The organism is Faecalicatena sp., assembly GCF_058819085.1.
Genome location: NZ_JBZUUL010000004.1, coordinates 1 through 17,511, shown reverse-complemented (window position 1 = coordinate 17,511; position 17,511 = coordinate 1). Strand labels below are relative to the sequence as shown.

Here is a 17,511-nt window from a genome sequence, read left to right as displayed (position 1 = left end):
AAGACTATTTATTTCTTGACATATCATAACATATAGAGTAACATAACGGTGTTATGTTTCGACACTGTTATGGAGGTAATAATTTGAAAGAAGACAAAGAAACAAGAAATAATCTGCTTCAAAGTGCCAGAAAAGAATTTACAGAGAAAGGCTATATGAAGGCATCTCTCAGAACCATATGCAAAAATGCAGGCGTTACAACTGGGGCTTTATATTTCTTTTTTAAAGATAAGGATGATTTGTTTGATGCAGTAGTTGGAGATACGGTAAATGTAATCTACAATATGATGCAGGCACACTTTGAAGATGAGAAAAATATGGCTGCAAAAGGCGGGGATATGCTGCCGAATGCAGAGGAAGAGGCTGAACATGAAGAAACAACGGCACTAGTTATTCATCAGATGTATCTTCATAGGGAAGAAATCTTGCTTGTATTAACCAAAAGTCAGGGTACAAAATATGAAAATATTGCGGATCGGTTTATTGATTCGGCGGAGAAGCATTATCGTTTAATGGCAGATGCGATGGTAAAACATCATCCAAAGGAAAAAATAGATGAAAAGTTCATTCATTGGCTTGCCCATGAGCAGATAGATACGTTTATCTTTATGATATCTCATATAGAAACCGAACATGAAGCCTTACCGTTTATTAATCAGGCTGTTACCTATATGATGTCGGGATGGTATGGCATGTTTTTGTCAAGGTAGTAAAGGACTGAGAAATCAGTCCTTAAAACATAACACTTACATAACACTGTTATGTAAAATTCATTAATGGAAAGGAAGAGAAAGATGTATTTACAAGTAAAAGACATGAAGAAAAGTTATGGCGAAGGAGGAAGCTATATACAGGTATTAAAAGGAATTTCTACCGGAGTTGAGAAGGGAGAAATGTGTGTGATAGAAGGCACCAGCGGCTCAGGAAAGTCTACCTTTCTAAACTGTATTGGTGGTCTTGATATACTTGATTCCGGTAGCATAATGGTGGATGGAATGGAAATTGTAGGAATGAAGGCAGATAAGCTTTCTGATTACAGAAGAGACAATCTTGGTTTTATTTTTCAGTTTTATAATCTGATTCCCAATCTTACCATTCGTGAAAATATACAGGTTTGTGAATATTTAAGCGAAAATCCTCTTGATATGGATGAACTTCTGGATGTACTTGGACTTACGGAACATCAGAACAAGTTTCCGTCACAGCTTTCCGGGGGACAGCAGCAAAGATGTGCCATTGCAAGAGCACTTGTCAAAAATCCGAAGCTTCTGTTATGTGATGAACCAACGGGAGCACTTGACTCTAAGACTTCAAGAGACATTCTTGCACTTTTGGAGAAGATTAATGAAAAATATGGTACTACTATGCTGATTGTTACCCACAATCACTCTATTCGAAATATGGTGCATAAGGTCATTCGAATCAAAGATGGTCAGATTAGCAAAGAATATTATAATGAGACACGAGTGCCTGCTATGGAACTGGAGGATTTGTGATATGCAGAAGATATTAAGTAAGAGAATTTTAAGAGATTTAAAAGAGAACTGCATGCGGTATCTGGCGTTAAGTGCGCTCATTATCCTGTGTATGTATGTCATTATTTCTTTGATTGGAACAGCAGATACGATCATTCTTGGTACCAAGAAGCTAGCTGAAAGCAATGATTTGGAGGACGGTGAGTTTAGTCTGTTTGTTCCACTGTCTGATAAAGAAAAGAAGGAATTGACAGATCAGGGGGTTACACTGGAAGAACAGTTTTATCTGGATTATGCCATGGAAGATGGCAGTACATTAAGAGTATTTCAAAACAGAAAGAAAATTAATATCATTGAAATCTTAGAAGGAAAAGAGGCAGAGAATGATACAGAACTTGTGGTGGAACGTCGTTTCGCTAAAGAACATGATATTGAGATAGGAGATAGCATTGTAATCGGAGATGATACATTTGTGGTTGTTGGAATTGGCTGCAGTCCGGATTATGATGCACCCCTTAAGGATTTTACAGATGGCAGTGTGGATAGCTTTCAATTTGGCACTGTCTTTGTAACGGAAGAAGCTTATAAGCAATTAGTTAGTGAGGGTGGTAGCTTGAAAGCGGAGGAATATGTTTATGCATATCTTCTGAATAGAGAAATGACGGATGAAGAGTTAAGAGACAAGGTAGAGGAACTGAAGGTGGATGCAGATTCGATACCGGATGATTTTTTTCAGGAGTATTGGGAGGAAATGACTGCGGATAAAACCGAATTAGAAGATGGAATCGATTCTCTTGTGGAAGGCTCCGGTGAACTTGCCAATGGCTTATCGGAATTAAATGAAATACCACTTGGAATTCCTGCATTAGAACAGGGTGTTTTATCTGCTTATGAGGGGGCTAAGGAGTTAAATGATGGATTAGGAGAGTTACAAAATAAAACGGATGAATTGATTGATGAGTATTTTGATTTTGAAATATCAAATCTGAGAAGCTTTTTAAAGGCGGAAGATAATCCGAGAATCATGGCAGCGGCGAATGATCAGGTGTTGAACAAATATGGTGGTTTACTTGCCGGTGGTATTGTACTTGTATTATTTGCTTATGTGATTTCTGTGTTTGTGGTGTATGGAATTGAAAAGGAAAATACTACTATCGGAGCCTTATATGCCCTGGGTGTGAATCGTAATCAGTTGATGTTACATTATTTATGTCTTCCGGTTGTAGTCTCGTTCCTTGCCGGTGTAATCGGTTGTATGATTGGATTTGCGTCGATTGGGGGCAGTACCATTATGGGAAGCTGTTACGAATATTTCTCCATTCCGAATATGGAGAGCGTTTATCCGCCTTATCTGATTGCATATGGGTTAGTGTTGCCTCCTGTTATTTCCGCACTGATTAACTGGATTGTAATTCGTGGAAAATTGAACCGTCCGGCATTGCAAATGATAAAGAACGAGCAAAAAAGTCAACCTATGAAGCAGATTAAGTTAGGAAAAATGAATTTTGTCAGAGCGTTTCGCATTCGTCAGATTATTAGAGAGGCACGTACATCCTTAACTGTAGTAGGGGGAATGTTTATTTCATTGCTAATCCTGATGCTGGGCTTAAATTGCTATGTAATGTGTCAGCATATCAGCAAAGAAAACAAAGCAGATACAAAATTTGAATATCTGTATACCTATAAATATCCGGAAGAAACTGTTCCGGAAGGTGGATATGAGGCATTTACAAAGACGGTAAAAAAAGAAAACATGGGCTATAATCTGGAGGTTGCTATTTTAGGTATTGGGGAAGACAACCCGTTCTTTGACGTTAATTTAACAGACAGTAAAAGTGATGTGGTGATTTCCTCTGCTATGGCTGAAAAGTATGGTCTGAAAAAAGGCGATGTTTTTGTTGTGGAAGATGAAGAGGCAAAAATGCATTATGCATTTACTGTTCATGATATTACGCAGTATGCTACCAGTTTCTATATTTTTATGGATATTGACTGTATGCGGGAAATGTTTGGTGAAGATGAAGATTATTATAACCAGGTATTTTCAGACAAAGAACTGGATATCCCGACGGGACGATTATATGGTATGACGACCAAAAAGGATATTGAAAAGTCCGCAGATGTATTTATACAGCAGATGATGCCGATGGTAGTAATGATGACGGTTGTTTCTTCCTTGATTTTTGCGGTAGTGATGTATCTGATGATGAAGGTTATGATTGACCGTTGTGCGTTTCACATATCCATGGTCAAGGTGTTTGGCTACAGGACAAAAGAAATAAAAAAACTGTATCTGGATGGGAATTTCTATGTGATTGCGGTAGGAGCAGCCGTTTGTATTCCTATGGCTAAAAAATGTATGGACTTGATGTATCCTCTTATGGTATCCAATGTAAACTGCGGAATGAATCTTCATTATCCATGGCGGATGTATGTGATTGTGTATGTTGCAGTATTGGTGCTGTATTTTGTAATGAATGGCTTATTGACTTCAAAGCTTAAAAAAGTAAATTTAGCGGAAGTGTTAAAGAATAGAGAGTGATTTTGTTGAAAAAGTGAATTACAATAAGGCTTAATTCAGAACTCTGATATTGTCTTACATTCGTACAGTTGATTTATTTTATCAGTTGGTATCTTGTCCCTGACATTGACAGCTGAGGTAACATTTGATACAATTTAATAGGTTAGACATAACTAACCAATAATCTAAATAATAAATTTGATTGTGACAATCAATAGAAAAGGAGGATTTCAATGTCGTTAATCAACAAAGAAGTAAGTGATTTTTCAGTACAGGCATTTCAGAATAATGAGTTCAAAACAGTAACAAAAGCTGATTTGCAGGGAAAATGGAGTATATTCTTTTTCTATCCTGCAGATTTTACATTTATCTGTCCTACCGAATTAGAGGATTTGGCAAATAAGTATGAGGAATTCAAAAAAATCGGCTGCGAGATTTATTCGGTATCCTGTGATACCCATTTCGTACACAAGGCATGGCATGATGCATCTGAGAGGATTCAAAAGATTCAGTATCCTATGCTCGCTGATCCTACTCATGCGCTTTCCAGAGATTTCGAGGTATATATTGAATCAGATGGTGTTGCGGAGCGTGGAACTTTTATTGTAAATCCCGAGGGAAAAATTGTGGCATATGAGGTAAATGCGGGAAATGTCGGCAGAAATGCAGATGAGTTATTCCGAAAAGTGCAGGCAAGCCAGTTTGTGTATGAGCATGGCGATGAGGTTTGCCCGGCAAAGTGGCAGCCGGGAGCAAAGACGTTAAAACCGAGCCTTGATCTGGTAGGACAGCTTTAATCTCAAATAGGAATTAAAACGGCATCGGTAGCGAAAGTGAAACCGATGCCGTTTTTGAAAGGATGGAATTGTTATGGATAATTTATACGATGTTGTTGTAGTTGGTGGAGGTCCCGCAGGACTTACTGCAGCCTTGTACCTTGCCAGAGCAAAATACAGAGTACTGGTTGTAGAAAAAGAGCAGTTGGGCGGACAGATTACCATTACTTCCGAGGTGATAAACTTTCCGGGGGTTTATAAGACAAGTGGCAGGGAATTAACAGAAACCATGCGAAAACAGGCAGAAAGCTTTGGTGCTGAGTTTATGCTCGCAGAGGCAACAGGATTTGAGTTGACAGGAAAAATCAGAAAGGTTATCACAAGCAGAGGGGAAATCTCATGTTTTGGGATTCTTCTTGCCACAGGTGCACATCCCAGAAAAATCGGATTTAACGGAGAAGAGAAGTTCAAAGGGCATGGCGTGGCGTACTGTGCCACTTGCGATGGGGAGTTTTTTGCCGGAAAAGAGGTCTTCGTCATAGGCGGTGGATTTGCGGCTGCAGAAGAGAGCGTGTTTCTGACCAGATATGCCAAGCATGTAACAGTTCTGGTTCGTGGAGAGGATTTTTCCTGTGCTAAGAATACCGCAGATGCAGCTAAGAACCATGAAAAAATAACAGTGCTTACCAATTGCAGCGTGGTCAGCGTTGAAGGAGATTCGGCTCTTCGTATTCTGAAATATAAAAATAACCAGACCGGGGATGTGATGGAATATCGGGCGGAGAAAGGAGATACCTTCGGAGTTTTTGTGTTTGCGGGATATGAGCCGGAAACGGCACTTGTGAAAGATTTTGTAAAATTAAATGAGCAGGGTTATGTTGAAACGGACGAACAGCAGAAAACCAATATTGATGGATTTTATGCTGCCGGGGATGTCTGTGTAAAAAATCTGCGTCAGGTGGTTACGGCTGTGGGTGATGGAGCTTTGGCAGCCACAGAATTGGAACGATATGCAGCGAAAATGCAGAAAATAACCGGATTAAAGCCTCAGATAAAAGAAGCGGTCAGACAGGAGAATTCCGAAAAAGAACATGAGGGAGCAAATCAATCAGCTGATTCCTTATTTGATGCAGATATGACGGCACAGCTAAAAACAGTCTTTTCCAGGATGGAACATCCGTTGCTATTAAGGCTCTATCTTGATTCAAAGCCGTTATCTGTGGAACTAAAAAACTATGTAGAAGCAATGGCAGAACTCACGGATAAACTCTCAGTAGAGATTGCAGAAAACCATACAGAAAGCGAGACTCCGTGTGTCAGGGTATTTCGGGAGGATCAATCGGATACAGGTCTTGCCTTTCATGGTGTGCCGGGCGGACATGAATTTACGTCTTTTGTTTTGGGATTATACAATGCGGCGGGAGAAGGTCAGACTGTAAGTGATTCAGTTAGAGAAAGAATTGCAAAGATTGAGCAAGCGGTGCATATTCAGATACTGGTTTCGCTTTCATGCACCATGTGTCCGGAACTGGTAACAGCTGCACAGAAGATTGCAGCTTTAAATCCTCTTGTTGCAGCCGAGGTTTATGATATCAATCATTTTGGTAAGAAAAAACAGAAGTACAACGTAATGAGTGTCCCTTGTCTTGTTATCAACGAAGATAAAATATCCTTTGGAAAGAAGAATATTGAGCAGATATTGGATTTGATTTAAAGGACTGGATTGGAAATTAATCTTTAGCCAAGAAAGGTGTAACTATGCAACAGCTGAATTATTTAAAGCAAGACGAAAAAGTGCCAGGCAGAGAGTCTTTTGTGACTTATGTAGATTTTCAAGTGCAGGATGGCAGTGCCGATATGTGGCTGTACGACATCTTCCCAGGTGTGCAGCTTATGGTTGCTAATTTTGCTACTGAAAGCTGTTTTCGAGATAGTGAAAGGCAGAATGTGATTGGAATCAATCATTGTCGGAAGGGAAGATTTGAGTGTGTCTTTGACAATAAGAACTATCTTTACCTGGGGGAGGGGGATATTGCTTTGAACAGTCAGATGCACCCACCGATTGCGTCATCTTTTCCACTGAACTATTATTATGGCTCTACCATTATTATGTATCCGGAGGTTGTGAAAACAGTACGTGAGCTTCAGGTGTTTGAAATCAGTGCAGAGAAGATAGTAGAGAAGTATTCGTTAAAAACCGGTTCATGCGTGTTTCGTCGTAATACGGAAATAGAGCATGTATATCATGAATTATATACGAACTTGAAGCATCCGTCCTTGACATTTTTAAGGCTGAAGGTATTGGAACTATTATATCATTTTCAATCCAGACAAACTGTTTTTGAGGAGAAGCAAGAATATCTTTCCGGCACAACCGTGGAACGAATCAAGCATGCGAGAGAGCATTTGATACAAGATATGGAACATCGAATTAACCTGAAGGACTTGGCATGGGAGCATAACTTAAGTCTGACACAACTGAAGGATGGCTTTAAACAGATTTATGGCGTATCTCCTTATGCATATTTGCGTAATTATAAAATGCATCTAGCGACACGGTTTTTGCAGGAATCTGATCGAAAAGTCAGTGAGATTGCCCTGGAGTTGGGATATCAGAATCCAAGCAAATTTGCAGAGGCATTTTGTGCAGTAATCGGGTGCAGTCCGAGTGCCTACCGGAAGAAGAAAGAGATGAATGGTGCAGTGAATGAATCGGCTACTATAACTTCTAAATAAAATGAGATAAGCAGTGGAATGATGCCGTCGTAATGACGGCATCATTTTTTTGGCTTTTTGGAGTGTTTTGCACAGAACGTGGCTTTTTGGAGTGGTACAATCTTGGACAATATAGTAAAATTTTCGAAGTTAGAAAAAACTAACTAAATATAGAAAGGAAAGATTACATATGAAAGAAAAACTTACAACAAAGGATTTGATTGCCGCAGGTGCTTTTGGGGCTATTTATTTGGTATTGCTCACGGTATTGTCTTCCGTACTGACCATTCTACCCGTCCTTTTTTTGGCCACACCGTTGATTGCCGGTATTGTTTTGGGAACGGTATACATGCTGTATGCAACCAAGGTGCCGCGAACCGGTGCCATCTTGGTGTTGGCGATACTGGTGGGGATAATTACCTCGATGTCAACGATTTATCCGTTATTGTTTGCTGTACTATGGGGAATCATTGCCGAGATCATTGTTAGTAAAAAACGCAAATCTGCCGGTGCGCTGGCTGTTAGTTACTGTGTGTTTAACCTGACTTCTATGGGGCCGTTCTTCGCCCTTGCTTTAGCTAAGGATGCTTTTTTGGAGAGTTGTGCCGAATATTACGGAGAGGGATATGTGGCTGCCTTGGATGCACTGACACCTAGTTGGATTGTTATGGTGCTGATAGTTCTGGCTTTGGTTGGTGGCTTGCTTGGTGGTCTGTTCGGCAGACGGATACTGAAAAAGCATTTTGCGAAGGTAGGGATTACGGCATGAGCACCAGATATGCTTCCAACGGTCTATTAGATCCAAGAAGCAAGCTGGCGGTGTTTATCGCCGCTTGCTTTTCTGCGTTTTCTGGATTGACACATCCACAGGAATTCGCAATGCTTGGCCTGTGCATAGCAGTAAATCTGCTGTGTCAAAAATGGAAACGGGCTTTTTTTATATGTCTGATTTTTTGGCTTATGTTACTGTGTGACTTGTTTTTGGCGCATCGATTATCAGGCATACCTCAGAATATGATTATGCTGCTATGCCATCTTTGCCGCTTTATCTTACCGTTGCTTTCAGCCTTTTATATCGTCACTCATTCTTCTAAAATCGGAGAATATATCAGTGCATTTACCCAAATGCATCTACCAAATGAGGTGATTATTCCAATGGCGGTAATGCTGCGTTTTGTTCCGACCATACAGGAGGAATGGCAGACAGTGAATCAGGCTCTTCGCCTGAGAGGAATGGCGTTGACATGGAAGAATATCCTTCGTCGCCCGGTTCAAATGATGGAATACATGTTGGTTCCTTTTTTGCTGCAATGCTCAGTTATTGTGGACGAGATGACAGCGGCTGTGATGGCCCGTGGGTTTGACAGAGACACACCTCGCAGCAGTTATATAGAGGTTCGGATGAAAATTCTGGATTGGTGCATCGTGATGGTTTCTGCTGGATTGTTGGTTTGGAATCTATTCTTTTGAGAAAGGAGTGGATATTTTGATTAAACTGAATCATGTTTCATTTGCTTATAAGACCGGCGAAGCAGGTGAATCGGTACAGGTTCTGCATAATGTGAACTTTCAGGCAGCACCAGGAGAATGCGTGGTATTTTGTGGAAAAAGCGGCTGCGGAAAGACGACGATGCTTCGGCTTATAAATGGTCTTGTTCCTCATTTTTATGCCGGCAATCTGGAAGGAAGTGCACTTATCGGAGGGGTGGATGCAACACAGACACCGTTGCCCCGGATGGCCGGATTGTTGGAAGTGTATTCCAGAATCCCCGTACTCAGTTCTTTCATTTAGATACCACAGGAGAAATGGTCTTTAATATGGAAAACCAGAATATTTCATGTTCCGAAATGCAGAAGCGTCTGCAGGAGGTTGTTTGTCGGCTGAATCTGCAGGAACTGATGGAACGGAATATTTTTGAATTGTCAGGCGGAGAAAAACAGCAAATTGCCTGTGGTTCTGCCTATGCGTCTCTACCGCCGATCATTGTTATGGATGAGCCGTCCTCTAATCTGGATATGGAAAGTATCCGGAAATTGCAAAAGATAATCTGTATTATGAAGGAAGAGGGGAAAACCGTTTTGCTCTCGGAACATCGGCTGTGGTATCTGGAGGGGATAGCCGATCGATATGTGCTACTGGAAAACGGGCAGATCAGCCAGGAGTTTACACCGGAAATGATAGCGAAGCTATCAAAAGAGAACCGAGATAAATTGGGACTTAGGGCAGTCAGCCGGAAACAGCTTTATGAGCCATGTTATGATATGAATATAGGGGAATATTCTGATGTCGGATTAGAGATAGACAGGCTACAGTTTTGTCGGGAGAAGCGTCAGGTGTTGAATATATCGCATTTAAAGATTCCAAAAGGAGCTATTGTAGCGGTAATCGGGGAGAACGGAGCAGGAAAATCCACCCTCAGTCTTTGTCTGACAGGGCTTTTAAAGCATGCCGGAACCATTCGAATCGATGATGAGAAGATCCCAAACAAAAAGTTGCCGGAACAGACGTATCTGGTCATGCAGGAGGCAGGGCATCAGTTGTTTAGTGACACGGTGCTTGGAGAGCTGACTTTGAACAAACAGACGGTGACAGAAGTGCAGGCTGAAGAGATTCTAGACAAACTTGGATTAAATGGAATGAAGAACCGTCATCCCGGCTCTCTCTCCGGAGGCCAGCAGCAAAGGCTTTCTTTGGGAATTGCTCTTTGTTCGAAGAGAAGGCTGATGCTCTATGATGAGCCGACCAGTGGACAGGATGGTGAAAACCTCCGGCGAACGGCTGCAATGATTTGCAAGGCCAATGAACAGGCGGTATGCACTTTGATTGTAACTCATGATCCGGAGTTGATTCTTCGTTGCGCTACGCATATCCTGCATATTCACGCAGGAGAAGTAAAAAATTTCATGCTGTTTGATAAGAGAGGAGTGAATTATATGAAGAAAGTATTTGAAGAGGATACACAGACAAATAAAAAACAAAAAACCGGTATCCCACGTTTGATGGAATTTGCGGGACAGTATCGTCCATTGCTTAGTGTGGCACAGCTTCTGGCCGGTATCAGCGCTCTGCTTTTGTTGGGTCCGTTTTTATGTGTTTATTTTGCTGCTTGTGAGCTTTTGGATGGTTTGACAGCTGGCGGTTTTGGCGCAATGGCATTAGTCCAATGGGGGGTATGGGCATTGCTCCTGGAACTGGCTGGCTTGATACTTAATTTTGTGGCATTGCTGTTATCCCATACAGTAGCATTTCATACGGAAAAGAATTTGAAGATGGCGGCGCTTCGCCATTTATCCAAGATGCCTATGGGGTATTTTGAGGAAAACCCCAGTGGAAAGCTAAGGAAGATTATTGATGAGAACAGCGCTCAGGTGGAGACTTATATAGCGCACCAAATGCCGGATTTGATGAGTGCCCAGGTAACAACCATTGCCAGTCTGGTGCTGATGCTGGCCATTGATTGGCATATTGGTCTTCCATTGATTGTGTTGATGCTGGCCAGCTTTGTCTTTCAGATGAGCATGATGGGAGAAAAAACCATGAATTTCATGAAGCGTTATCAGGATGCTCAGGAGGAGATGAACCACGAGGCGGTGGAATATGTCCGTGGAATTTCTGTCATCAAGGTGTTCGGACAGTCGGTACATTCGATTCGCCGATTTAAGGAGGCAATCAACGCTTATCGGGATGACGCACTGGCGTTTACTATGGCCTGCAAGCCTGGATACGTGGGGTTCAACACAGTGGTAAACGCTGCTTTTCTGGTATTGATTCCAGCCGGATTAATTGGCATAAGGGCAGCAGGAGATTTGACTGCATTTACAGAGAAATTTCTCTTTTATCTGATTTTTACGCCTGCCTGCGCTTCCGTTCTTAATAAGATTATGTATATGAGCAACTATAAAATGCAGGCAATGGAGTCTATGCGTCGTATTGATACAATATTGCTAACCAAAGAACAATCAGAAGACCGGGATCCACAGACGGCGCAGAGCAGTGACGTACAATTTGAACATGTAACCTTTACCTATCCCACCGGGGAGCAGCCTGCTATTTCGGATATCAGTTTTACTTCCAAAAGGGGAACAGTTACAGCATTGGTTGGACATTCAGGCTCTGGCAAGACGACAATCGGTACTTTAATTCCACGGTTTTATGATGTGCAGGAAGGTCACATTACACTTGGCGGTGTGGAACTGTCTAAGCTTTCGAAGCAGGAGTTGATGGCCAAGGTTGCCTTTGTGTTCCAGAATCCGAAGTTGCTGAAGGCTACACTGGAAGAAAATATTCGTGGCGGATGTAAGGATGCGAGCCGAGAGGATATCTTGAGAGCGGCTCATTTGGCACAGTGTGATGATATTCTGGCAAAGCTTTCGGAGGGAATTGATAGTATTGTGGGTGGAAAAGGCGTCTATCTTTCCGGTGGAGAGGTGCAACGGGTGGCAATTGCAAGGGCAATTCTAAAAGATGCACCGGTAGTTATTTTGGATGAGGCTACAGCCTTTTCCGACCCAGAGAATGAAGCAAAGATTCAGGCAGCTCTGAAAGAATTGGTGAAGGGGAAGACCGTTATTATGATTGCTCATCGATTATCCACCGTTCAGGATGCAGATCAGATTCTGGTGATGAAAACAGGACGTCTGATAGAACAGGGAACTCATCAGGAACTGTTGAATAAGAACGGTGAGTATGCCCGTATGTGGACTGATTATAGTCAGGCTATAACTTGGAAGATTGATAGACCAAAGGAGGTGGAATTATGCTGAAGAAACTACTGGCATTAAGCGACCAGGGAGCATGCAAATTAAGACACGGAATTGTGGCCACAACGATTGGGCACTTATGTATCATGGCTCCTATTTCTATTTTGATGATGGTGACAATGGGGCTTCTTGAAAAGATCTGCGGTGACACCGGACTAACCATTAATGCATATTCAATCCTTATGATGGCAGTGGCATTTCTGCTCCTTATTTTCATAACTCAGTGGATTCAGTATAACCTAACCTATAAAGTGGCTTATGAGGAAAGTGCCAATCGGCGGATTACACTGGCAGAAAAGCTACGTCGTCTGCCAGTGTCGTTTTTTGGGCAGAGAGATCTGTCTGACCTGACGACCACCATGATGGGTGATTGTTCCAAGCTTGAACGGATTTTTTCTAATGCAGTTCCAAGCCTGTTCGGAACAGTTATTATGTTTGTGATTGTGGCAGCTGGGTTATTGGTTATGGACTGGCGTATGGGTCTGTGTATTGTTCTGCCTGTGCCTGTGGCCGCACTCATTCTGGTTGCAGCAAGGAGAACACAGACCAGGGCGGAGAACCGCAATTATGACGCTCACCGTGCAGCCTATGATGGCGTGCAGGAATATCTGGACGCAATTCAGGAGCTGCGCTCTGCCGGACTGGAGCAGGAGTATCTGGATGGGGTCGAGAAAAAACTGGGAAATGTCGTGAAATGTGCGTTTCGCAACGAGCTGGCACCGGGTACTGCTGTAACACTGGCGCAACTGACGGTGCGTTTCGGATTGGTAGCTGTTTTGCTGATTGGAGGTTTGCTGGTGGTAAAAAATGCGTTGTCCATCAATATGTTTATCCTTTATCTGTTGGTGGCCGGTCGTGTCTATGAACCTTTTGGTTCTTGTTTTATGCTAATGGCGGAGCTGTTTTCCGCATTTGTCAGCATTAGGCGTACAAAGGAGATGGAAGCAACTGTGGAACAAAAAGGGCAGCCGGTTTGCAGGAATAAAGGATATGATATTGAATTTAAGAATGTTTTCTTTTCCTATAATGATGAACCTGTGCTGAAGGGGGTATCCTTTGTGGCAAAGCAGGGGCAGATTACAGCATTAGTGGGTCCGTCCGGTAGTGGAAAATCTACAGTTTCCCGTTTGGCTGCACGGTTCTGGGATGCGGATGAGGGACAGGTTCTGCTGGGTGGTGTAGACGTAACGACTGTGGAGCCGGAAACATTATTTCAGAATTATGCCATTGTTTTTCAGAATGTGACGCTTTTTGACAATTCCATCATGGAGAATATCCGTCTTGGTAAAGCTGGTGCAACGGATGAGGAAGTGATGGCCGCAGCTAAAGCGGCCCGGTGTGAGGAATTTGTTTCTCGACTGCCGGATGGCTATCACAGCAATATCGGGGAGAATGGTTGTACTCTCTCTGGCGGTGAACGGCAACGTATTTCCATTGCTCGCGCAATTTTGAAGGATGCACCGGTGATAGTTTTGGATGAGGCAACCGCTTCCATGGACGCAGAGAATGAAACGCTTGTTCAGCAAGCGTTGTCTGAACTTCTGCGGGGAAAAACTGTATTGGTCATTGCACATCGTATGCGGACAATTGCAAATGTAGATAAAATCGTTGTTCTGGATCAGGGACATGTCGCAGAGATGGGAACTCCTGAGGAACTTTTGGAGAAAAATGGATTATTCAGCCGCTTGGCCTTGTCGCAGACAGCATGTCGGTAAAACTAAAAAACAGAAAAATGTGACACCGGTGTTTCGTAATGGTAAAGTGGAACATCGGTGTTTGTTCAATCGAAGTTTGTAAGGAACAGAAACTTGATTAGAAACCAATCGAAGTTGGTGTAAACGATAAAGCAGCTTACAATATTTGATAAACTGCCCTATCGTTTACATCAATTTCGATTTTTCTATAGTGAACAAAGTCGCGTCACCGGAGCCGATATGTATGGACTTTCAATCTTTACACTTTACTATAAGATAAAGGTTTTGCCGTTGTGGCAGATGACTCGTTTCTGAATCTAAGCACGACAAATAGACCTCATTTCTGAGGCTTTTCAAAAAATATGAATATCAAGCTTTAAATACGTAGTGGTATCCGCTGTTGTGGTTTTCCAAGGTGTCCGCCACAGCATTTACAGACAGTAACCTTAATACCGTAGAGGGTTTCGAGCATCTGTGGAGTATCCAGGTCTTTCAGCCGGGAAAGATACTGTTTGCAGCCAAGGAGATTCCGACATAATGTCAGATGTTTGGCTTTGGTTCTGGTACATAGTAACCCATAATGCCTGATTCTGACAAAGCGTTTAGGAGGCACATGCATAAGAAACCGGCGAATAAATTCAACACCGGAAATGGTAAATTCCTTCCAGTTGCCTTCTTCTCGGTAGTCTTTGACATAGTAAGTAACTGTATCTTCATCCATGCGGATGATACGATGGTTGCTGATGGCAATCCGGTGGGTGTATTTCCCAAGGTAGTTAATAACGGACTGTGCACCATTAAAGGTTTTCTTGCAGTGGGGAACCCAATCCTTTTCATAGCAAGTATTTAGGAGTTCCTTGAAAGCATAATGGTTGCGGTACTTTTCACTGCTTCCGTGAAACTGAAGTTTTCTCTCTTCCCAGAGGGTTTTCAGTTCATCCAGATATTTACCCCGAAACAGTTTTGATAACACTTTTACCGGAAGAAAGAATTCTTCTCCTTTATCACGCCATTGATTGTTGGAAGTCAGACCACCACCGAGTAGAATGACATGAATATGGGGATGGTAATTCATTTCAGAGCCCCAGGTATGTAACACGCAAATATATCCAATCTTTGCTCCGAGATATTTTGTATCTTCGGTCAGCTCATTTATAGTTGCGGAAACAGAATGATACATTGCATCATATAGAAGCTGCTGGTTGCTGTAGATTAAAGAATTGAGTTCTTGTGGAACAGTAAATACCACATGAAAGTAAGGAGCATCCAGAACATCCTCACGGCGTTTGTCAATCCACATTTCTTTTGGCAGTGCCTGACACATGGGACAGCATCTGTTACGGCAGGAATTATAATGGATTTGCAAGTGGCCACAGTCCTCACACATGCTTACGTTGGCACCATAAGCACCGGTTTTGCAGTTGATGATGCAGTTTGCAACTTTGAATTGCTGGGAAGAAGGTGTGTATTTATCAAGGTATTCAGGATAAAACCGTAGAAATATATCCTGTACAGTAGGATGCTTCATTATGAATCCTCCTGTATATCAAAAGGACTTTTAATGCCAAGTAAAGTTTTGTTACTGACATGAAGATAAATCTCGGTAGACTTAGGATCCAAGTGACCTAACAATGCCTGAATATATTTAATATCACATCCGTCTTCCAGAAGATGACTGGCGAAGCTGTGCCTGAATGCGTGTGAAGTGACATGCTTAGGGATTCCGGCTCGTTCAGAGCTTCTTCTTAATACTTGATTTACCGCAGAGATATCCAGATATTCTCCGGTTGTCTGACTTGGAAAGAGGATATTTCTGGGTCTTTGGCACTGAAACCAGTACTGAGTCAGAATGTCGAGAGTGCGGTCAGCCAGAATGGTGTATCGGTCCATTCTGTTTTTGGTATTGCGGATGTGAATGGAATGATTGCTTCGAGATATATCATCATAATGCAAGTGGGTTGCTTCAGATACCCGAAGACCGCCTGAGTACATAACAGCAAAGATGGCCTTGTACTTCAGGTTTGTGGTGACATCAAGAATGGCATTCACTTCTTCCCTTGATAGAACCGTAGGCAGGGAACGATCACGTTTCATTCTGGGAATTTCATCTTCGTCCCAGTTGAGTTTGAGTACCCGCTTGTACATGAAGCGTAAAGCACCATAGTAATGGTTGTAGGTTTCAGGTAAAATGCCCATCCGTCTTTTGGTGGTCAGGTAATCATCCGCATCAGCTACAGTAAGTTCCTGCCAGGGTTTACCGGTAGCATTCAGGAAAGGGCTAAGGGCGTGACAATACGCCTTTGTAGTGGATTCCTTAAGATTCTTTTTCTGTGCAGCAATAGTTACTAATTCAAAAATATCTTCGTACATAAAATAACCTCCATGAAATAAAAGTAGTAATAACAACAGTAACTACCCATCATGGAGGAGCATTTGCAAAATAAAACTGCTTGTGAAAGCAGCCTGAAGGTGGTATCATTTTCATAGGCAGTTGTTGGGACTAAGCCCGTGTTTGAAGTTTGTTATTGGTGGTGCTTTAACAATACTATCTTGGGACGATCCTGTCACTGCCTTTTTTGGAAAAAGTAAAAAGCTGCGCCACAGCCTTGGCAGGCCATCGCGCAGCGATTTTGTTCAATTTGAATTTAAAGAGGAGGAATAATGCAATGAACTTCTTTGAAAATACTCGTAAGCCACAAGGCTTCGGCGGAAAATTGATGACGAAGATGATGAACATCGGTCACGCCAAGTTATCACAATGGGGATTCTCAAATATCTCAGTGAATCCGGACGCTGCGGTACTGGATGTTGGTTGCGGAGGCGGTGCAAATATTGTAACCTGGTTGGGTAAATGCGGAAATGGACATGTGACAGGAATGGATTATTCGAAGGTCAGTGTGGCAGAATCTCAAAAACTGAACGCCACCGCCATTAAACAGGGGAAATGTTGCGTGGTTCAAGGTGATGTATCTGCTATCCCTTTTCCTGATGCGGTTTTTGATTATGTTTCTGCTTTTGAGACAGTTTACTTCTGGCCGGGATTGAAAAAATGTTTTTTTGAGGTAAATCGAGTTCTGAAAAACGGAGGGACATTCCTGATTTGTAACGAATCTGACGGAACGAATGACGCAGATGAAAAATGGACAAAGTTGATTGATGGTATGAAGATTTACACATCTGATCAACTCATTGCTGCTTTGAAAGAAGCAGGTTTTACAGAGATAAAAACGTATTCAAATACAAAAAATCATTGGATAAGTATTGTTGCAACGAAATAGCCAATTTTCAGTTTGTTGAATTAAAAATGAAATAAAGTTCCAGTAATCATAGAGTGTATGGATTCAATTCCATATGCTCTTTTTCTTTACTTAATTTCAGGAAAAATGTAGAAATCTAATGTTACGAGTTTCTTACGAGTGGCATTAAAAAAACTCGCAAGAAAAAAAGTAAAAAAATTTGCTTTTGACCACTGTAAAACATGCTCTGAGCGTTTCGTTATATGAAGGGATAATTTTTCTTTCATATTTCAAGGAAAAGAGGATAAAGAAATGTCAGAGAAAAGATGTTAT

15 protein-coding genes are annotated in these 17,511 nt (G+C 41.9%); 13 read left to right on the top strand and 2 right to left on the bottom strand.

All coding sequences use genetic code 11. The features are described from left to right. Positions 1 to 83: 83 nt before the first annotated feature. The 11 genes from AC4OGX_RS02085 (at position 84) to AC4OGX_RS02035 (ending at position 13,963) form a co-directional block, all read left to right on the top strand. Entirely contained in the window at positions 84 to 710 is a 627-nt protein-coding gene (locus AC4OGX_RS02085) for a TetR/AcrR family transcriptional regulator (protein ID WP_278999722.1), read from the top strand. A gap of 84 nt (positions 711 to 794) precedes the next feature. Continuing rightward, positions 795 to 1,496 carry an ABC transporter ATP-binding protein gene (locus tag AC4OGX_RS02080; RefSeq protein WP_493328161.1) on the top strand — a complete coding sequence of 234 codons (702 nt, stop codon included), beginning with the start codon at positions 795 to 797 and terminating at the stop codon, positions 1,494 to 1,496. Positions 1,497 to 1,587: 91 nt separating this feature from the next. Continuing rightward, a complete protein-coding gene (locus AC4OGX_RS02075) occupies positions 1,588 to 4,017 on the top strand; it encodes an FtsX-like permease family protein (protein ID WP_493328160.1) in 2,430 nt (809 codons plus the stop codon). Positions 4,018 to 4,229: 212 nt separating this feature from the next. Further along, entirely contained in the window at positions 4,230 to 4,793 is a 564-nt protein-coding gene (gene ahpC, locus AC4OGX_RS02070; protein ID WP_493328159.1) for an alkyl hydroperoxide reductase subunit C, read from the top strand. Between the two features lie 73 nt (positions 4,794 to 4,866). Then, positions 4,867 to 6,486: an FAD-dependent oxidoreductase gene (locus AC4OGX_RS02065; RefSeq protein ID WP_278999716.1), complete on the top strand. Its 1,620-nt coding sequence runs from the start codon at positions 4,867 to 4,869 to the stop codon at positions 6,484 to 6,486. A gap of 44 nt (positions 6,487 to 6,530) precedes the next feature. Further along, positions 6,531 to 7,508: a helix-turn-helix domain-containing protein gene (locus AC4OGX_RS02060; RefSeq protein WP_154322089.1), complete on the top strand. Its 978-nt coding sequence runs from the start codon at positions 6,531 to 6,533 to the stop codon at positions 7,506 to 7,508. A gap of 169 nt (positions 7,509 to 7,677) precedes the next feature. Next, the gene (locus AC4OGX_RS02055) at positions 7,678 to 8,256 is read left to right on the top strand and encodes an MptD family putative ECF transporter S component (RefSeq protein WP_278999715.1); all 579 of its coding nucleotides are present in this window, start codon (positions 7,678 to 7,680) and stop codon (positions 8,254 to 8,256) included. Continuing rightward, positions 8,253 to 8,957: an energy-coupling factor transporter transmembrane component T gene (locus AC4OGX_RS02050; protein ID WP_278999713.1), complete on the top strand. Its 705-nt coding sequence runs from the start codon at positions 8,253 to 8,255 to the stop codon at positions 8,955 to 8,957. The genes AC4OGX_RS02055 and AC4OGX_RS02050 overlap by 4 nt, the downstream gene beginning before the upstream one ends. A gap of 16 nt (positions 8,958 to 8,973) precedes the next feature. Beyond that, positions 8,974 to 9,279, top strand: coding sequence for an ATP-binding cassette domain-containing protein (locus AC4OGX_RS02045; RefSeq protein WP_493328157.1), 306 nt, complete (start codon positions 8,974 to 8,976; stop codon positions 9,277 to 9,279). Beyond that, positions 9,231 to 12,251, top strand: coding sequence for an ATP-binding cassette domain-containing protein (locus tag AC4OGX_RS02040; RefSeq protein WP_493328522.1), 3,021 nt, complete (start codon positions 9,231 to 9,233; stop codon positions 12,249 to 12,251). The genes AC4OGX_RS02045 and AC4OGX_RS02040 overlap by 49 nt, the downstream gene beginning before the upstream one ends. Next, positions 12,245 to 13,963 carry an ABC transporter ATP-binding protein gene (locus AC4OGX_RS02035; RefSeq protein ID WP_493328156.1) on the top strand — a complete coding sequence of 573 codons (1,719 nt, stop codon included), beginning with the start codon at positions 12,245 to 12,247 and terminating at the stop codon, positions 13,961 to 13,963. The genes AC4OGX_RS02040 and AC4OGX_RS02035 overlap by 7 nt, the downstream gene beginning before the upstream one ends. A gap of 355 nt (positions 13,964 to 14,318) precedes the next feature. On the opposite strand, the gene AC4OGX_RS02030 is transcribed toward AC4OGX_RS02035, so the two are convergent. Both AC4OGX_RS02030 and AC4OGX_RS02025 read right to left on the bottom strand, forming a co-directional pair. Further along, a complete protein-coding gene (locus tag AC4OGX_RS02030; RefSeq protein ID WP_493328154.1) occupies positions 14,319 to 15,470 on the bottom strand; it encodes an IS91 family transposase in 1,152 nt (383 codons plus the stop codon). Continuing rightward, entirely contained in the window at positions 15,470 to 16,312 is an 843-nt protein-coding gene (locus AC4OGX_RS02025) for a tyrosine-type recombinase/integrase (protein ID WP_004452852.1), read from the bottom strand. The genes AC4OGX_RS02030 and AC4OGX_RS02025 overlap by 1 nt, the downstream gene beginning before the upstream one ends. 142 nt (positions 16,313 to 16,454) lie before the next feature. Between AC4OGX_RS02025 and AC4OGX_RS02020 the strand changes: the two genes are divergently transcribed. Together AC4OGX_RS02020 and AC4OGX_RS02015 are read left to right on the top strand one after the other, a co-directional pair. Beyond that, a complete protein-coding gene (locus AC4OGX_RS02020; protein ID WP_493328152.1) occupies positions 16,455 to 16,604 on the top strand; it encodes a hypothetical protein in 150 nt (49 codons plus the stop codon). Positions 16,605 to 16,608: 4 nt separating this feature from the next. Continuing rightward, a complete protein-coding gene (locus AC4OGX_RS02015) occupies positions 16,609 to 17,220 on the top strand; it encodes a class I SAM-dependent methyltransferase (RefSeq protein WP_278999736.1) in 612 nt (203 codons plus the stop codon). The last annotated feature ends 291 nt before the right edge of the window (positions 17,221 to 17,511 follow it).